Genomic DNA, 17,191 nt, shown 5'->3' with positions numbered 1-17,191 from the left:
TGAACGCAAAAAAATAAGGACGCTAAAGCGTCCTTACGAAATCAGAAATTAGCTTATTTCGGCGCACCGATTGGTAATACCGTACGACCGAAACTTTCATTGATGATTTCTGCCGCTAAGTAGAACGCTAATAAGGCTGTTAATAAACCGAAGTTACCACCGATGTGAGTAAGAGAGTGATCACCGGTGAAATCGCCTGCCGCTAATAAGTAGAAGGTAATGGTTAATGCTAAGAAGATTGCTTGTAATGCACGCGCTTTTGCTAATGTTCCGATAAACATCATTAATGTGAATGTACCCCAAGCCACTAAGTACCAGCCGATGAACGGTGCAGTTACACCTTCAGCGAAGAATACTTTGAATAATGCGAATGACCACCAGAAAGCGCCGTAGCTGGTGAATGCAGTGAAACCAAAGGTGTTACCTTTTGAAAATTCAAACATACCTGCGATCATTTGTGCAGTACCACCGAAAGCAAAGCCCATTGCAAGCACTAAGCCTATGTTTTCGCCACCGAATGTTCCGTTGTTGATTAAGCTAAGTAACCAAGTTGTTAATGCAAAACCACATAAACCTAGTGGGCCCGGATTCGCAGTTAAAGAGTTATGATTTGACATTTAAGACCTCGAGTCGTGATTAAAAATATGTATATTTCAAAAGCGATGGATTATATAGATAACTTGAATTACTTGCTATAAGTCGACGTTAAAATTGTAAAAAATTTTATAAATTTACCCGCTTATAGCTGGAAATTGATGAGATCTTGAAAAAAGTCAACGCTAATGTGAGAAACTAATTCAAATGCTAATAGTTTTTAATTAGAATAGCATCATTTTTCTTTATTCGGAGCTATTGTGTTTTTAATTGAAAATGCGACTTTTGCAATTCCTTCTCGTACCTTACTCCACCCGATTTCTTTACGATTTGAGCAGGGTAAAGTGTACGGTTTAATCGGACATAATGGCTCAGGCAAATCCACCTTAATTAAATTATTGGCAAAACAAGAACAAGTATCGGCAGGTAAAATTCTATTTAATCAGAAAGAACTTAACCAATGGTCATCACGAGATTTTGCCAAACAAGTCGCTTATCTTCCTCAATATCTCCCGCAAGCGACCAATCTGACCGCCAGAGAGCTTATCGCCATGGGGCGTTATGCGTGGAACGGTTTATTCGGTTCTAATAAACAAAAAGATCATGAAGCCATCGAACGAGCCTTAGCGTTAACCCACACGGAACAGTTTGCCGAGCGACTGGTAGATACGCTTTCCGGCGGTGAGCGTTCTCGCATTTGGCTGGCGATGTTATTGGCGCAACAAAGCAAATTTTTGCTGTTGGACGAACCGCTTGCCGCCTTAGATATTGCTCATCAAGTAGAAGTAATGGAATTAGTCAAAAAATTGGCACACGAGCTGAATTTAGGTGTGATTATTGTGATTCACGATATTAATTTGGCAAGCACGTTATTGCGATCAATTGGTGGCGTTGCATAGTGGCAAATTATTAGCGCAGGGGGATGCGTTTGAGATTGTAAACAGCCCGAAATTAAAACAAATTTACGGCATTGATTTGAACGTGATTGAACACCCTGAAACCAAACGACCGGTGAGTTTTTATTGATGAAACGACTTATTTTTTTACCACGGAACACACAGAAAAACACGGAAAGTATATATCGTCTTTTCCGTGGGGGTTCGTGTAATTCTGTGGTTAAAACGCTACAAGCGGTCGTTTTTAGGCTTTTTATCTTTTTACCACGGAACACACAGAAAAACACGGAAAGTATATATCGTATTTTTCGTGAGCTTCCGTGTAATTCTGTGGGTAAAATGCTACAAGCGGTCGTTTTTAGGCTTTTTATCTTTTTACCACGGAACACACAGAAAAACACGGAAAGTATATATCGTATTTTCCGTGGGGTTTCGTGTAATTCTGTGGTTAAAACGCTACAAGCGGTCGTTTTTAGGCTTTTTATCTTTTTACCACGGAACACACAGAAAAACACAGGAAATATTTATCGTATTTTCCGTGAGCTTCCGTGTTTTTCCGTGGTTAAAACGCTACAAGCGGTCGTTTTTACACTTTTTTTTGCAATGTCTTGTGGGGTGAAGGCAAAATCTTTTGCGACCTTGGATTGGACGGTTGCCGAAACATTAATCGCGTTAGGCGAGAAGCCAGTGGCGGTCGGTGATGTAAAAAGCTATCAGCAGTGGGTCAGTGAACCGGCGTTACCGAATAACACCTTAGATCTCGGCGTGCGAATGCAACCGAATCCGGAACAGATTCTTGCCTTAAAACAGGGTGACCACGATTTGCATTTTATTAATAGCAGTTTTTACGCCCAAGCCACCGCAACACTCGAGCCGTTTTCCACTGTGACATTGGTAGATTTTTATACGGAAGGCGATGCTTGGCAAAATATTGTGAGCGCCAGCCGTAAAGTAGCATTTATTGCCGATAAACAGGCGGAATTTGAGCGACTCATGACCAACTATTGGCAAAAAATGGGTGAAATTCGACCGCTTGTTCAGCCTTATTTGGAGCGCCCGATTGCCTTGGTACAGTTTATTGATACACGCCATTTACGCATTTATGCCGCAAACAGCCCGTTTGGTGCGGTGTTATCACAACTCGGCTTTCACAATGCGTGGAACGGTTCGCAAAATGCGTGGGGCTTTGAGACGATTGATGTCACTCAGTTAGCCAAACTTGCGCCGAATAGCCGTTTAGTGGTGGTAAAACCGTATCCGGCGAACATCGGTTCCGCCTTGCGTTACAACACTTTATGGCAACATTTAACGATGGCAAAAGATCCGTTAATTTTACCAGCGGTGTGGACATTCGGCGGTATTCCTTCTGCTCAACGCTTTGCCGAAATTTTTGCTAACGGATTGCCGCACGGAGGCGAGCAATGGTAAAAGCGAGCAAATTCTTATTCGGCGGATTAGCAGTGCTATTTTTCGGACTGTTGCTGACCGTATTAATGTTACAACTGCCAAATGGAAGCGGGTTGGTTTCGCTCTTTTTGCCAAGTGAAAACTTGGAATTATTGCTGATTCAAAGTTATAGCTTACCGCGTATTGTGATAGCATTGCTTGCCGGCGGTTTGCTAGGTTTAGCGAGCTTATTATTACAGCAAGTGATGGCGAATCCGTTGGCATCGGATAATACGCTAGGCATTAGTAGCGGTGCGCAATTCGCCTTATTTTTAACGGCGATTTTTTTACCGGATTGGTTGGAATACGGTTCAAGTGCGGTGGCATTAATCGGTGCGGCACTCAGCTTGATTTTAGTGTTGAGTTTGGCGATGCGAAAAACAATGTCGCCTTTATTGCTGATCCTTGCTGGCTTAGTGGTAAATCTCTATTTCGGTTCGTTTTCTGCGTTAATGATGCTGTTTTATCCGGAGGAATCTCGAGGTTTGGCACAATGGGGCGCAGGTTCTTTAGTACAAGAAAGTTGGCGGGATTCGTTATTGCTCATCGCCCAAGCTATACCTGCAGTCTTGCTTATCAGTTTATTGATTCGTCCGTTCACCATTTTGACGTTAAATGATGCGAATGCACAGAGTTTAGGCGTACCGGTCGCAAAATTGCGGGTTATTGGCGTATTGATTGCGGCATTTTTAATTGCGATTGTAGTGGCGAAAGTGGGTATGTTGGGTTTTATTGGTTTAGCTTCAGCGACTATTGTTCGCCAACTGCATATTCGCCGTTTTAGTTATCAGCTGTTTTCCGCTTTTGGGTTAGGTGCGTTATTATTGGCGAATACGGATTTGCTGTTACAGCTCTTCGCCTTTTTTAGCGGTATTCATTTACCGACTGGTGCGGTAGTGGCTTTATTCGGTACGCCATTGTTGCTTTGGCTGATGTTTAGTGCATTACCGCATACCGGACGTTTGCAAGAAGCGGATTCGCAAAAAATTCGTCAATTTAGACCGCTTGTTCTTGTTTTGATACTGGGCGGTTTAGCCTTGGCAATTTGCTTAGCGTTATTTGTCGGCAAAGGGATAAACGGCTGGCAATGGACGCAACAAAGTGAGTTGATTGCATTACGTTTGCCTCGCTTAATGGTGGCGATAGCGGTCGGGATTTTACTGTCGGTCGCCGGTGTGATTTTACAGCGTTTAACGTTAAACCCGATGGCGAGTCCTGAACTATTGGGGGTGTCTTCCGGCACTTCGATGGGCATTTTAGTCGCTTTATTTCTGTTTGGTGTACAGCAAACCGAATGGTTTTGGTTGGCGGGGATTCTTGGTGCTTGTGTTGCATTATTGGTATTAACTGCAATCAATCAGCGCGACGGTATGTTGCCGGAAAAAGTGTTGCTGACCGGTATCAGCCTATCGGCATTATTCGATACTCTGCAACGTTTAGCGATTGCCAGCGGCGATCCTCGAGCTAATCAGCTGATTACGTGGACATCCGGTTCAACTCAAAATGTGAGTAATGAATTGGCGATCGGCTTGCTAGCGGTCAGTTTTGCGTTACTTTTGGCCAGTTTGATTTTTAGCCGCTGGCTCGCCTTATTGGCGTTACAAGCTCCGATGGCGCAATCACTCGGTTTAAATCTCAAACAAGTTCGCTGGTGTTTAATTTTATTTAGTGCGTTATTAACTGCGCTAGCGACCTTAGTTATCGGGCCGTTAAGTTTTATCGGTTTACTGGTGCCGCAAATGGTGCGCTTTTTAGGGGTAAAAAAAGTCCCACAACAGATTTTGATTTCAGCCTGTTTGGGCGGATTAATTATGTCACTTGCCGATTGGCTCGGCAGACAGTTATTGTTTCCGTATGAAATTCCGGCAGGCTTAGTCGCCACATTAGTCGGCGGAACCTATTTCTTATTAATGCTAAGAAGAGTTTAGCCTTCACAATTTAAAAAATTCTTAACAACACTTTAGGGTGAATAAAATGAAAAAAACGTTTTTCTATTCGACAGTCGCTTCGGCAGTTACCTTAGCCATCTCACCGGCAATCGCACAAGAAACCGCAGTATTGGATGAGGTGTCGGTGGTCGGCTCTGTTTCTAAAGCAGGTAAGGTGGAATATATGACACCTAAATCGGTTAATGTGATTAATGATGCACAAATTGCAGATGAAAATGCACAAAAAGTGGATCAGGCTTTACGCTATGAAGCAGGTATTGTGACAGAGCCTTATGGTGGAGATAATGATACGGATTGGTTTAAGATTCGTGGTTTTGATGCTTCTATGACGTTAGACGGTACCGCATTAGGGAAAAATGGTTTCTTTGTATGGTTACCAAATACTTACGGTTTAGAAAGTATTGAAGTAGTAAAAGGTGCAGATTCTTTTACTTATGGTGCTGTGGAAACAGGCGGTTTAGTGAATTTAGTCAGTAAACGACCAAGCAAGGAACCTAAAGGCGAAATAAAACTGACGGGCGGTAATAAAGATGAGCGTGGAGTAAGTTTTGATGTGAGCAACCAGTTCGCGGACAATCTACGTTATCGAGTAGTCGGAGATTATAATAAACGCCATGGACAGTTAAATGGAACATGGTTAGAAAGTTATTATTTTGCACCTAGCCTAACTTGGGATATTTCCAATACGGCAACATTAACGTTATTAGCGAGTGTACAAAAAGATGTCGGAGTGCCGGTTAATCCGTTTTTACCGGCTTACGGGTCATTAATTCCAACTCCAAACGGCACAATTTCGCATGGTGTGAATTTGGGAGAGCCTAGCCAAGATTATACGGATCGTAGCCAATATTCTTTAGGGTATGAGTATACGAATAAATTTCCAGAAGGTTGGCAATTTACTCAGAATTATCGTTTTAGCCGTCTGAATATTGATCAGTACAATACTTTTGCATGGAGTTCCGATCAAGTCGCAAATGCTTCTCGTGGCTATGCTTATACAGTCGGTCATACTAATAATCATACATTTGATAATCGGATCAGTAAGAATTGGAACATAGGCGAATTTGATAACACAACAACAGTTGGCGTAGATTATCAACACTCAGAAACCAAAGGGATCAATGAGGGGTTCGGTCAGACGGTTAATTCCATCAATATGTTCAACCCTATTTATGGACAAACACCTTATAACCCAATAGGGAAATCTTATAATCTCAAAACTATTCAGCTAGGTTTATACGCACAGAATCAATTACGTTATAAAAATTGGTTATGGAATGTGTCTGCTCGCCATGACGATGTACGTGCAAATTCAGAATCAAATGGCGCAATCACCGGTTACAACGTAAGTCATAATAGTTATTCAACCGGTTTAATGTATCAATTTGATAATGGTTTAGCACCTTACGCAAATTATTCGGAATCATTCCGAGCAGTGTCGGGTAATGATGACTATGGACGTGCTTATAAACCATTTGAAGGCAAACAGTACGAAGTCGGTTTTAAATATTTACCAAGTTTTATCAATGGCACATTCTCTTTAGCATGGTTTGATCTTGAGGAGAAGAATACATTGATTGCAGATCCAAGCAATATTTCGGTTCAAGCGGGTAAACAAAAAAGCCATGGCGTAGAACTTCAAGCAAATTTAGGATTTACGGATAACTTATCCGGTCAATTCGCTTATACCTATACAAAAGCAAAAACCGATCTCTCCGTTTCGCAAAGTATCCGTTCGGCACTGATTCCTCGACATGCTTATGCGGCAAAATTAAATTACCGTTTTGCTGATAATGTGCTAAATGGTTTAACTGTTGGTGCAGGTATACGCTATGTAGGCTCAACTACTGATGAACAATACTATAAAGGTTATAAAATAGGTCACTACACACTTGCAGATTTATCGGCTAAATATGAATTTGCGAAAAACTGGGTGGCACAAGTTAATGTGGATAATCTGTTTAATAAGAAATACTTAGCAAGTTGTAGTTTCTATTGTTATTACGGAGAAGGACGCAAAGTTACAGCGAACTTAACCTACAAATTCTAATTTGCAAAACCTATCAAAAGAGCTGATAATCTCAGCTCTTTTTTATCATAATCATAAGGAAACAATATGCAATTTAAAGACTATTTAGCAACCTTCTCAGCGGTTGATCATCTTACCGGTTTAAATGTGTGTAACGCACAAGGGGAGGTGATTCATCATATTCCGGCTGTGGAAGGCAAATTGGGTTCACTTAAACTGTACAATGCCTTAGCGGAAAAGTTTGACGGGAAATTAACCGCTTCAGCGGCACAACAAGGTATTGAATGGTTTGCTGAACACGTGGAAGACGCAAAACAAAATGCCGGTAAACACCCGAATATCGACTTATTATTCAAAGTCATTAACGAAGATTTAGCATTAACGCTCGAGCCTGTCGCTAAGTAATTAGCGTGAAGTCACTCGCAAAACAACAAGCGGTCGGAATTTGCAAAAAATTTGCAGAATCCGACCGCTTGCTTTTAGAGAAAAGCGAGAATTATTTGGTTAATAAATCTAACGCTTCTTGGTATTTCGCCACGGTTTTTTCAATTACGTCCGCCGGTACTTTCGGTGCCGGAGCTTGTTTGTTCCAGCCGCTGTTTTCCAACCAGTCACGCACAAATTGCTTGTCGAATGACGGTGGGTTTGTACCTTCTTGATAAGCCTCTGCCGACCAAAAACGGCTTGAATCAGGGGTTAGCACTTCATCCATTAAAGTCAGTGTGCCGTTCTCATCTAAACCGAATTCAAATTTGGTATCACAAATAATAATACCTTTAGTAAGTGCATATTCCGTCGCTTCAGTATAAAGTGCAATCGGCGCATCACGTACTTTTGCGGCTAATTCCGCACCGATTTGGCGTTCGCATTCTTCGTATGAAATATTGATATCGTGATCGCCCACTTCCGCTTTGCTTGACGGAGTGAAAATCGGTTGTGGCAACTTGCTGGCTTCCACTAAACCTTCCGGTAATTTTAAGCCACAAATCGTGCCGGTTTGCTTATAGTCTTTTAAACCTGAACCAGTTAAATAACCACGCACAATCGATTCGATTTTTACCGGTGTTAAGCGTTTACAAACTACGGCACGGTGCTGAATTGCTTCCGCTTCTTCTTTCGGTAATACATCAAAAACAGAATCGCCAGTAAAATGATTCGGCATAATATGGGCTAATTTTTGGAACCAGAAATTAGAAATTTGAGTCAGGATCTCGCCTTTACGAGGAATCGGATCATCTAAGATCACATCAAATGCGGATAAACGGTCGGTGGCTACCATTAACATACGTTTATCATCAATTTCATAAAGATCACGTACTTTACCAGAGTAGATTTTTTTGAGGCTAATTTGCATAGTGAAAAATTCCTGTAGAAGAAAAACTAAGGTGAATTATACTCTTTTACGCAAACGATTGCGAATTTATTCTAAATATCATTACTATCATTCAACCGATATCTTTCGGGCATTTGAATGCGTGGTCGGAAGATACAAATCTTCTGAGTACGTATAAATCGCAAGCATATATCGCAACAAAATACATGACCTCTCGGAAGATGACTTTCGGGAGGTTTTTTTATATCTAAAATTTAAACACAACGTTAAACACAACATAGGGCAGATAAAATGACAACCACAAACCGTTTACGTATCGCCTAAAAGAAAGGCGACATCTGTCGCCTTGTTTATGAGATTGAGAAATTAAACCTCGATACCGAATTTTTCTTTTACTAACGCTTGGAAATCAGTACAACCACCAACGTGAACATTATCTAAGAAAATTTGTGGCACAGTCGCAACTGGTTTACCGACACGTGGTTCTAAATCTTCTTTTGAAATGCCTTCAGCGATCATATCAATAAATTTAAAATCGAAATCAGCTAATTCGCCTTTCATTTTTTCGGCTAATGCTTTCGCACGTGTGCAGTATGGGCAAGTCATACGACCATAAATTTCTACGAACATAATTCATTCCTTATAAAAACTAAACGGATTATTCATTGGCAAATACCAGCTTGAATAGACGGGTAAGCGGTCAAATTCTATCAGTTGTTTGCAAAAAGTCCTAAAAAAACGCCCGCTTGCTAGCTAAGCACAACGGGCATTGATTAGGTTAAATTAATAAACTATTTTGTGCTGGTACTTGTTGTCGTACGGCTTGCACGTTTACGATCATTTTCGGTTAATAAACGTTTACGCACACGAATGGATTGTGGTGTTACTTCGACTAACTCATCATCATCGATAAATTCTAATGCCTGCTCTAACGTCATTTTCACCGGTGTCGTTAACACGATAGCATCATCTTTACCTGACGCACGCATATTAGTTAATTTCTTACCTTGTAAACAGTTTACGGTTAAGTCGTTACCACGGCTGTGAATACCGATAATTTGACCTTCATAAACGTCCACACCGTGATCAATCATTAATTTACCACGTTCTTGTAAACCGAATAAGGCGTAAGCCAGCGCTTTACCGGTTGCGTTAGAAATTAACACACCGTTTTTACGCTGACCGATTTCACCCGGTTTTACGTCATCATAGTGGCTGAAGCTTGAGTAAAGTAAACCAGTACCAGAAGTCATTGTCATAAATTCGTTACGGAAACCGATTAAACCACGGCTTGGAATCACGTATTCTAAACGAGTACGACCTTTACCGTCCGGAATCATATCCTTCACTTCACCTTTACGGATACCTAATGCTTCCATTACCGCACCTTGGTGTTGTTCTTCGATATCAATCGTTACTTGTTCAAACGGCTCTTGTTTTTTGCCGTTTTCTTCTTTATAGATTACTTTCGGGCGAGATACTGCTAATTCGTAACCTTCACGACGCATATTTTCGATTAATACCGATAAGTGTAACTCACCACGGCCAGATACACGGAACTCATCCGGGTTTGGTGTTTCTTCTACACGTAATGCTACGTTGTGTACTAATTCTTTGTTTAAACGCTCAAGGATTTGACGTGATGTAACAAACTTACCTTCTTGACCACAGAATGGAGAAGTATTTACACAGAAGAACATCGTTACGGTCGGTTCATCAACAGTTAACGCCGGTAATGCTTCTACGTTGTTAATATCACAAATCGTATCTGAAATATTTAATTCGCCTAAACCGGTAATTGCGATGATGTCGCCGGCAAATGCTTCTGTCGCTTCATAACGTTGTAAACCTAAGTGACCTAATACTTGACCCACTTTACCGTTACGGGTTTTGCCTTCAGAATCGATCACAGTAACCGTTTGGTTTGGTTTGATTGAACCGCGTTTAATACGGCCGATACCGATTACACCCACATAGTTGTTGTAGTCTAATTGTGAGATTTGCATTTGGAACGGTGCGTTTAATTCCACTTTTGGCGGTTCAACGTGATCAACGATCGCTTGGAATAACGGAGTCATATCTTCCGCTAAATCTTCGTGCTCTAAACCTGCAACACCCATTAATGCCGATGCATAAATAATTGGGAAATCTAATTGCTCGTCAGTTGCACCTAAGTTTACGAATAAATCGAATACTTGATCCACAACCCAGTCAGGTCGTGCGCCTGGACGGTCAACTTTATTGATAACTACGATCGGTTTTAAACCGTGCGCAAACGCTTTTTGTGTTACGAAACGTGTTTGCGGCATTGGGCCGTCAAACGCATCTACCACTAATAACACAGAGTCAACCATTGAAAGAACACGTTCTACTTCACCACCGAAGTCCGCGTGTCCCGGCGTATCTACGATATTGATACGGTAATCGTTCCAGTTAATTGCTGTATTTTTTGCAAGGATGGTAATACCACGTTCTTTTTCAAGAACATTTGAGTCCATTACACGCTCGTCTGCGTCACCACGTGTTTCACCTAATGTGCCTGATTGTTGTAAAAGTTTATCTACAAGTGTTGTTTTACCGTGGTCAACGTGCGCGATAATTGCGATATTACGCAATTTATTGATATCTAAATTTTGCATTGAAATGTCTTTATTGAGTTGAATATAGGGTACGTTTACACGCACCGTGGAAATCTTTATAGGGGGGAATCGCCCCCGCTTATTGTGATCTAGTGTGATCAAGATCACAATTCACGAAAGGGCGAGATTATACAGAATTTTTTATTTATTGGCTATGATTTAAGCGGTCTGATTTACTAAATTTTTTGCAAATTAAGCGCTTTTAATCGAATAATCCCTCGCCCCAAAAATCGCTGTGCCGATACGCACCATCGTTGAGCCGCATTCAATTGCACTTTGCATATCATCACTCATTCCCATTGAAAGCGTATCAATGCCTTCAAACTCTGCTTGCAAGCGGTCAAAAAGTTGTCGCATTTTACGCAATGCGATTTTTTGCTGTTCTGGCTCACTTTCTGGCTTTGGAATCGCCATTAAACCACGTAAACGTAAATTCGGTAATTGGCTAATCGCTTTTGCCAACGCATCTAACTCTTTGGGTTGGATGCCCGATTTAGATTCCTCATCACTAATATTAATCTGAATCAGCACATTGAGCGGTGCTTTATTTGCCGGACGCTGTGCATTCAATCGTTCCGCAATTTTTAGACGGTCAACGGTTTGAATCCAATCAAAATTTTCCGCTACTAAACGGGTTTTATTCGACTGTAACGGTCCAATAAAATGCCACTCTAAATTTGGTTGTTGAGCAAAATAAGTAATTTTCTCTACACCTTCTTGCACATAGTTTTCGCCAAAAGCGGTTTGTCCGGCAGTAATCGCTTCTTCAATTGCTTCAACCGGTTTGGTTTTAGAAACTGCTAATAGGTGTACGTTAGTACGATTAAATTGCTGTGAGATTTGCTGAATTTGCTGATTGATCTGAGATAAATTTTGAGAAATCGACATTTGTAACTCCAAAAACTATAATGAATAAATCATAGCATATTGAGGAACAGAATAATGGATTTAACTCAGATTAAATTAGTGATTACCGATGTGGATGGCGTACTTACCGACGGTGGAATGTATTACACCGCTGAAGGCGAAGTGATGAAACGTTTTCACGTCCATGACGGCTTAGGGATGAAAATGCCGCAAACCTGTGGGATTCAAGTGGCGATTTTATCCGGTGGCGATTCGGCATTGTTGCGTAAACGTATTGAAGTACTGAAAGTACCGCTATTTAAATTAGGCAAAATGGAAAAACGTTCCGCGTGTTTTGAATTGATGCAAGAAGCCGGTGTCACTGCGGAGCAAACCGCCTTTATCGGCGATGATACGTTAGATTTACCGGCATTTGAGGTTTGTGGTTTAGCGATTGCGACTCGTAATGCACACGACTATGTAAAAGCAAAAGCGAATTGGGTATTAGAAAAAGCCGGCGGTGAAGGAGCTTTTCGTGAAGTGTCTGATCGCATTTTACAAGCACAGGGCTTTGAAGAAATCTATGCGACCGCAGATGGTTTTCTTACTGTCGCCGAAAAAATGGCTCAGTAAATAAAGCATGAATAAAAAAATAAGCGGTCGTTTTTCGCAAATTTTTTGCAAGAAACGACCGCTTATTATAAGGGATGAAATAATTAGAAACGGTAACCTACGTTTGCCGTAAATTCGTTACCTTTTAACTTATCACCGCTTTTCTTCAAGTTGCTACGTGTATATTCAGCACCGATTTCCACATTGCTTGATACAGCATATTTAGCACCAGCACCGTAGCCGTAACCACGGAAATTAGCGTCACCTACTTTGCTTTGTGCAACATCAACTTTAACATACGGTAGTAAGTCTGAACCTACACGGTAACCTTGTTGATAAGCTACGGTATATTTCGTTTTTTGTTTTACATCGCTAAATACTTTAGTGCTACCGGTTTTGACTTTGCCTTGTACCACGCCGACTAAATTGTTGCCGTAGTCCATACCATAATCAACCACTAATGCAGGGCCAGTTGATTGTTTACCTTTAACACCGTTAACTTTATATTTTGCAGTAGTTAAATCTACACCAACACCAATGCCGGTAAATGTATTACCTACCGGTGCGGCAAATGCTGAAGCAGAAAATAATCCTGCTAGTGCTAAAACTGTTAAATTTTTCATAAATATGTACCTTGTTTAGAAAGATTGTCCAAAGACATTTGGGGTAGATTAAGTAAAATGTTTACTCTAATTCGCCACAAAAACGATAACCTTCCCCATGAATTGTCACGATAATTTCTGGGGTATTTGGGTGATCTTCAAAGTGTTTACGAATACGACGAATAGTCACATCCACAGTACGATCATGAGGTTTTAATTCACGACCAGTCATTTTGAGTAATAAATCTTCTCGTGTTTGGATTTTACCCGGATTCTCACAAAAATGTAACAACGCTCTAAATTCACTACGAGGTAATTTATTTATCACACCTTCCGGTGTAATTAAGCTACGACTATTTACGTCTAGTTCCCAACCGTTAAAACGATAACTTTCAACTAACGTACTGTCTTTTGTTACTTTTTCTTTTTCATTCATTGTGCGGTGTAAGAGATTACGCGCACGAATAGTGAGTTCTCTAGGATTAAACGGCTTGGTAATATAGTCGTCTGCACCGATCTCCAAGCCTAAAATTTTATCGACTTCATTATCACGACCAGTTAAGAACATTAATGCCACTTTCGTATTTTCACGTAGTTCACGTGCTAACATTAAGCCATTTTTACCGGGTAGATTAATATCCATAATTACTAAATGAATTTCTTGCTTGGCAAGAACCTCATTCATTTCTACGCCGTCGGTTGCTTCGAAAACCTCATAGCCCTCTGCCTCAAAAATACTTTTGAGTGTATTGCGGGTAACAAGTTCATCTTCAACAATCAAGATTTGTGGGTTTTGCATTATATTAAAGCCTTCTAATTAATTTTAAAAATCTGTTATTGCATTCTGTTGAATTATTGTTGCAAAGTTGTGGTAATTTTACCTATCTTCTTTATCGCGAGAAAGTGTTAATTCAAGTTTTGTTATATTAAGTCAAATAACCTGAACAATTAAGCTCAGTTGACTTTCTTTACTCTTGAAAGTTCAATCTTTATCGGTCATCTACACCGACGATTAAATAATTACCGTGAATATCAGCCAGACTTCGGAAGCCGATATTAAAAATTTCACAATGTTTATTACGATTAATCGGACGATAATCAAAGTTATCATGATGATGACCATGAAAAATCTTTTTAACGCCCATTTTTCTAGCAAGTTGATTAATTACGGCGAATCCTTGCGGATGAGGTCTAGGTGCTTCGTGCGTAATTAAAATATCAGCTTGTAAATTTTCTAATGATTCTACATCGGACGGAAAAATTGAGGTTCGATGACGGAGAGGTAACCCACCTCGCCAAATCCGTTCCTGTGGACAGTATTGGCAGTAATGAATCGGATCAAAAAACATCGGACGGTTTGGTGGCATCCAGATATGTCCTCTGAATACGCCACCTAATCCGGCAATTTTTACTCCCTGAATATCAACTGCTTTACCGTGCAAACTGCGTGTTTTCCATTCGCTATTCCAAATAGCATCAAAAGCGACAACCGTTTTACTGTCATGGTTACCGTGAATAAACCAAATATCACAATATTGGGAAAGTTTATCCAAGGTATCGGGAGTCGTTAATTGAAGATCGCCTAAAATAACTAAAGCGATCTGTTCGCCTTGATATTCCCTTAATACTGGATAAAGATGCTCGTAACTCCCGTGGGGATCACCCGCAAAAAGGATCATTCTTTTTCTTCCACTATATGATTATATTGCTTAAATTGTAATGGGATTTCTTCTTCTTTTAAAATCGCTTCGACGACTTCTTTCGTTTGGTTATAACGATCTAAGTAACTTGGCGATTCGATTTCAATATAAGGCACATGGTACTTCTCAAGCAATTTTTTTAAAAGTTGTTGGAAACGCTGGCGTTGTTTTAGCGAACCTAAACTACGTAATCCGTCATCCACCCACTTTGTGTTATTTGATAATAAAATTGTCACATCAAATGGGTATTCCTTGATCATTGAATCCAAAAACGGGTGTGATTTACCTTCGTATTGAATACAAAATGCTTGAGTCGTAATATAATCGGTATCGATTAATGCGACTTTATGTGCATGTTTCATCGCATAATCCACATAGCGTTGGTGACCAAGTGCCATTCTAGGGTAATCTGAATACTGCATTGCTTGCTCATTACCACCAAGCTGTTCAAATACAAATTCTCGTCCATATTCCCAAGCAGAGGTAGTATTAAATACATTTGCTAATTTGCTGACTAATACGGACTTACCACTGCTTTCTCCACCTAAAATGGCAATCGTTTTTACAAAGAACGGACGAACTTCTTTTGGGATAAATCGCCAATATTGGAATGGATTATTACGAATACGCGTTGCGGACACATCGAATAATTCACGTTTTGGATCAACTAAATGTACCTCTAAATTCAAGTATTTTTCGTAAGGCTCTTTATCTTGAATCTCGCTACTAAAAACCGCGGTCGGACGAATATTTTTTTCATTAAACAATTCTTTTACTCTGTCTGCCCATGCTTGCCAACCGTTCGGATAGCTAGGAATACCGTCTTCTTTTAGATGATGAATAAAAATTTGCTTTTGTTGATATTTAAAGATTTGTTGCATCCAACGAAGTCGATCTTCATTGGTCGGCATACGTTTCATTTTGCTATCTTTAAATAATTGCAGATCTCGATCTGAATCCGTACAAACGACGACATGTAAAATATCGACTTTACTAAAGGCTTCATAGATCATATTAATATGACCAGTATGTACAGGATAAAATTTCCCGAAAATTATCCCGATTCGTTGATTCATATCTTCAATAATGTTTAGCACTTGATGTAATGATTTTAATTTGTTCGCACTCGGATTTTTAATTTTGCCGCTGACTAATTGATTAAAATAGGCGCGTGTCACACCAGCTTGCGTACAAACATCATTTACTTTCATCTTTAATTGTTTGCGTTTTTGTTGAAGATAAGCAAAATCTGTCATAATTTTTTCCTCAAAATAATTGTTTATATGATAAAACAAAATGTAGCATTTGGATATGTATTTATCTGAAAAATAGTGTATAGATGCACTATTTTTTAAAGTGTTTTTAAGGGGTGAGATAGAAAAATGTAGGTTAGCTGAACATATATCTTCACGAAAGAACTTGAATTGTTTCACATCTCTCCATTCATCAGCTAAAATCAATTATTTTCAGGTTCATCAGCTTTATATTTTTTGCCGATAGCCGTATAATCATAACAATTTCTTTAAAAAAAGCGGATAAAATGCGACTAATTCGAGGCTTATACAATTTAGAAAATCATCCAGCTTTATCAAAAGGCTGTGTACTGAGTATCGGTAATTTTGATGGTGTGCATTTAGGTCATCAAAATATTCTTGCTCGTTTATGCGATCAGTCGCTTGAAGTTGGATTACCTTCGGTTGTTATGTTGTTTGAGCCACAACCACGAGAATTTTTTGTAAAAAAAGCAGAGAATTTGACCGCTTCAGCACCGGCTCGTTTGATGCGGTTACGTGATAAACTTAAATATTTGGCGGAAGCCGGTGTTGATTTCGTTCTATGTATTCGTTTTAGTGAGGCTTTTTCTCAATTATCTGCAACAGATTTTATTCGTGAGTTATTAGTAAAACAGTTAAAAGTCCGTTATCTCAGCGTTGGTGATGATTTCCGTTTTGGGGCAAAGCGAGCAGGCAATTTTGAAATGTTGCATAATGCAGGTTTAAAATATCGCTTTGCGGTTGAGGAAAGCCATACACACAGTTTTAAAAATGAGAGAATCAGTAGTTCTTTTATTCGCCAAGCTTTACAAGACAATCATCTTGTTTTGGCAGAACAATTATTGGGTAGACCTTATTCGATAGCAGGACGTGTAGCACACGGTAATAAGCTCGGGCGAACCATTGGTTTTCCGACGGCAAATATTATGCTTAATCGCTTAGTCATTCCGTTGCAAGGCGTATTTGCGGTGCAGATTCAAACTAAAAATGGTAAGTATAATGGTATTGCCAATGTTGGGAATCGTCCAACGATTAACGGTACAAAGCCTTTGCTAGAGGTGCATATATTCGAGTTCAATCGTTCAATTTACGGTGAGGCAATAGAAGTATTCTTTATTCATAAAATACGTGATGAAGTGAAATTCCCGAGTTTTAAAGCACTTAAGGAACAAATTGAGAAAGATAGGTTACAAGCGGTCGAATTTTTCAAAGAATTTGCAAAATAGTACGTAACCTAATAATTACACAAAATTCAAACTAAAATTTTATTA

At 39.8% G+C, this 17,191-nt stretch carries 15 protein-coding genes and 1 pseudogene; 7 read left to right on the top strand and 9 right to left on the bottom strand.

From position 1 onward, the window contains the following. Nucleotides 1–53 precede the first annotated feature (53 nt). Nucleotides 54–617 (bottom strand): acetate uptake transporter, encoded by a 564-nt coding sequence (locus NYR89_RS07060; RefSeq protein ID WP_279445266.1) that lies wholly within the window; start codon nt 615–617, stop codon nt 54–56. Between the two features lie 237 nt (nt 618–854). Here NYR89_RS07060 and NYR89_RS07055 point away from each other — a divergent pair. The 5 genes and pseudogenes from NYR89_RS07055 to NYR89_RS07035 all read left to right on the top strand — a co-directional run bounded on the left by NYR89_RS07055 (nt 855) and on the right by NYR89_RS07035 (nt 7,319). Next, nucleotides 855–1,620: pseudogene (locus NYR89_RS07055) on the top strand (ATP-binding cassette domain-containing protein). A gap of 473 nt (nt 1,621–2,093) precedes the next feature. Then, nucleotides 2,094–2,918 (top strand): iron-siderophore ABC transporter substrate-binding protein, encoded by an 825-nt coding sequence (locus tag NYR89_RS07050; protein ID WP_279445265.1) that lies wholly within the window; start codon nt 2,094–2,096, stop codon nt 2,916–2,918. Then, a complete protein-coding gene (gene fhuB / locus NYR89_RS07045) occupies nt 2,912–4,864 on the top strand; it encodes a Fe(3+)-hydroxamate ABC transporter permease FhuB (protein WP_279445264.1) in 1,953 nt (650 codons plus the stop codon). The genes NYR89_RS07050 and fhuB overlap by 7 nt, the downstream gene beginning before the upstream one ends. 46 nt (nt 4,865–4,910) lie before the next feature. Next, a complete protein-coding gene (locus NYR89_RS07040) occupies nt 4,911–6,935 on the top strand; it encodes a TonB-dependent siderophore receptor (RefSeq protein ID WP_279445263.1) in 2,025 nt (674 codons plus the stop codon). Nucleotides 6,936–7,001: 66 nt separating this feature from the next. Beyond that, entirely contained in the window at nt 7,002–7,319 is a 318-nt protein-coding gene (locus NYR89_RS07035) for a DUF2322 family protein (protein WP_279445262.1), read from the top strand. A gap of 91 nt (nt 7,320–7,410) precedes the next feature. On the opposite strand, the gene NYR89_RS07030 is transcribed toward NYR89_RS07035, so the two are convergent. The 4 genes from NYR89_RS07030 to NYR89_RS07015 all read right to left on the bottom strand — a co-directional run bounded on the left by NYR89_RS07030 (nt 7,411) and on the right by NYR89_RS07015 (nt 11,774). Next, nucleotides 7,411–8,268 (bottom strand): phosphoribosylaminoimidazolesuccinocarboxamide synthase, encoded by an 858-nt coding sequence (locus NYR89_RS07030; protein ID WP_279445261.1) that lies wholly within the window; start codon nt 8,266–8,268, stop codon nt 7,411–7,413. A gap of 345 nt (nt 8,269–8,613) precedes the next feature. Next, complete coding sequence (locus tag NYR89_RS07025) at nt 8,614–8,877, bottom strand: GrxA family glutaredoxin (protein ID WP_005595677.1); 264 nt, start codon at nt 8,875–8,877, stop codon at nt 8,614–8,616. Between the two features lie 161 nt (nt 8,878–9,038). Then, nucleotides 9,039–10,886: a translational GTPase TypA gene (typA, locus tag NYR89_RS07020; RefSeq protein WP_279445260.1), complete on the bottom strand. Its 1,848-nt coding sequence runs from the start codon at nt 10,884–10,886 to the stop codon at nt 9,039–9,041. Nucleotides 10,887–11,078: 192 nt separating this feature from the next. Further along, on the bottom strand, nt 11,079–11,774 hold the full coding sequence (locus NYR89_RS07015; RefSeq protein ID WP_279445259.1) for a YggS family pyridoxal phosphate-dependent enzyme: 696 nt from the start codon (nt 11,772–11,774) through the stop codon (nt 11,079–11,081). Nucleotides 11,775–11,828: 54 nt separating this feature from the next. On the opposite strand from NYR89_RS07015, the gene NYR89_RS07010 reads away from it, so the two are divergent. Further along, nucleotides 11,829–12,365, top strand: a complete 537-nt coding sequence (locus tag NYR89_RS07010) for a KdsC family phosphatase (protein WP_279445258.1) — start codon at nt 11,829–11,831, stop codon at nt 12,363–12,365. An 83-nt stretch (nt 12,366–12,448) separates the two neighbouring features. On the opposite strand, the gene NYR89_RS07005 is transcribed toward NYR89_RS07010, so the two are convergent. From NYR89_RS07005 to nadR, 4 genes are all read right to left on the bottom strand, one after another. Beyond that, nucleotides 12,449–12,967, bottom strand: a complete 519-nt coding sequence (locus tag NYR89_RS07005; protein ID WP_279445257.1) for a porin family protein — start codon at nt 12,965–12,967, stop codon at nt 12,449–12,451. 61 nt (nt 12,968–13,028) lie between these two features. Beyond that, nucleotides 13,029–13,745, bottom strand: a complete 717-nt coding sequence (gene arcA, locus NYR89_RS07000; protein WP_279445256.1) for a two-component system response regulator ArcA — start codon at nt 13,743–13,745, stop codon at nt 13,029–13,031. 190 nt (nt 13,746–13,935) lie between these two features. Then, a complete protein-coding gene (locus tag NYR89_RS06995; protein WP_279445255.1) occupies nt 13,936–14,625 on the bottom strand; it encodes a metallophosphoesterase family protein in 690 nt (229 codons plus the stop codon). Continuing rightward, nucleotides 14,622–15,902 (bottom strand): multifunctional transcriptional regulator/nicotinamide-nucleotide adenylyltransferase/ribosylnicotinamide kinase NadR, encoded by a 1,281-nt coding sequence (gene nadR / locus NYR89_RS06990; protein WP_279445254.1) that lies wholly within the window; start codon nt 15,900–15,902, stop codon nt 14,622–14,624. The genes NYR89_RS06995 and nadR overlap by 4 nt, the downstream gene beginning before the upstream one ends. 284 nt (nt 15,903–16,186) lie before the next feature. Here nadR and ribF point away from each other — a divergent pair, with 284 nt between their 5' ends. Continuing rightward, a complete protein-coding gene (ribF, locus tag NYR89_RS06985) occupies nt 16,187–17,146 on the top strand; it encodes a bifunctional riboflavin kinase/FAD synthetase (protein ID WP_279445253.1) in 960 nt (319 codons plus the stop codon). Nucleotides 17,147–17,191: the final 45 nt, after the last annotated feature.

The organism is Actinobacillus arthritidis (assembly GCF_029774155.1).
GTDB classification, from domain to species: Bacteria; Pseudomonadota; Gammaproteobacteria; order Enterobacterales; family Pasteurellaceae; genus Actinobacillus; species Actinobacillus arthritidis.
Note: the sequence above shows the minus strand (reverse complement) of the source record. Positions and strands in the feature narration are given on the sequence as shown.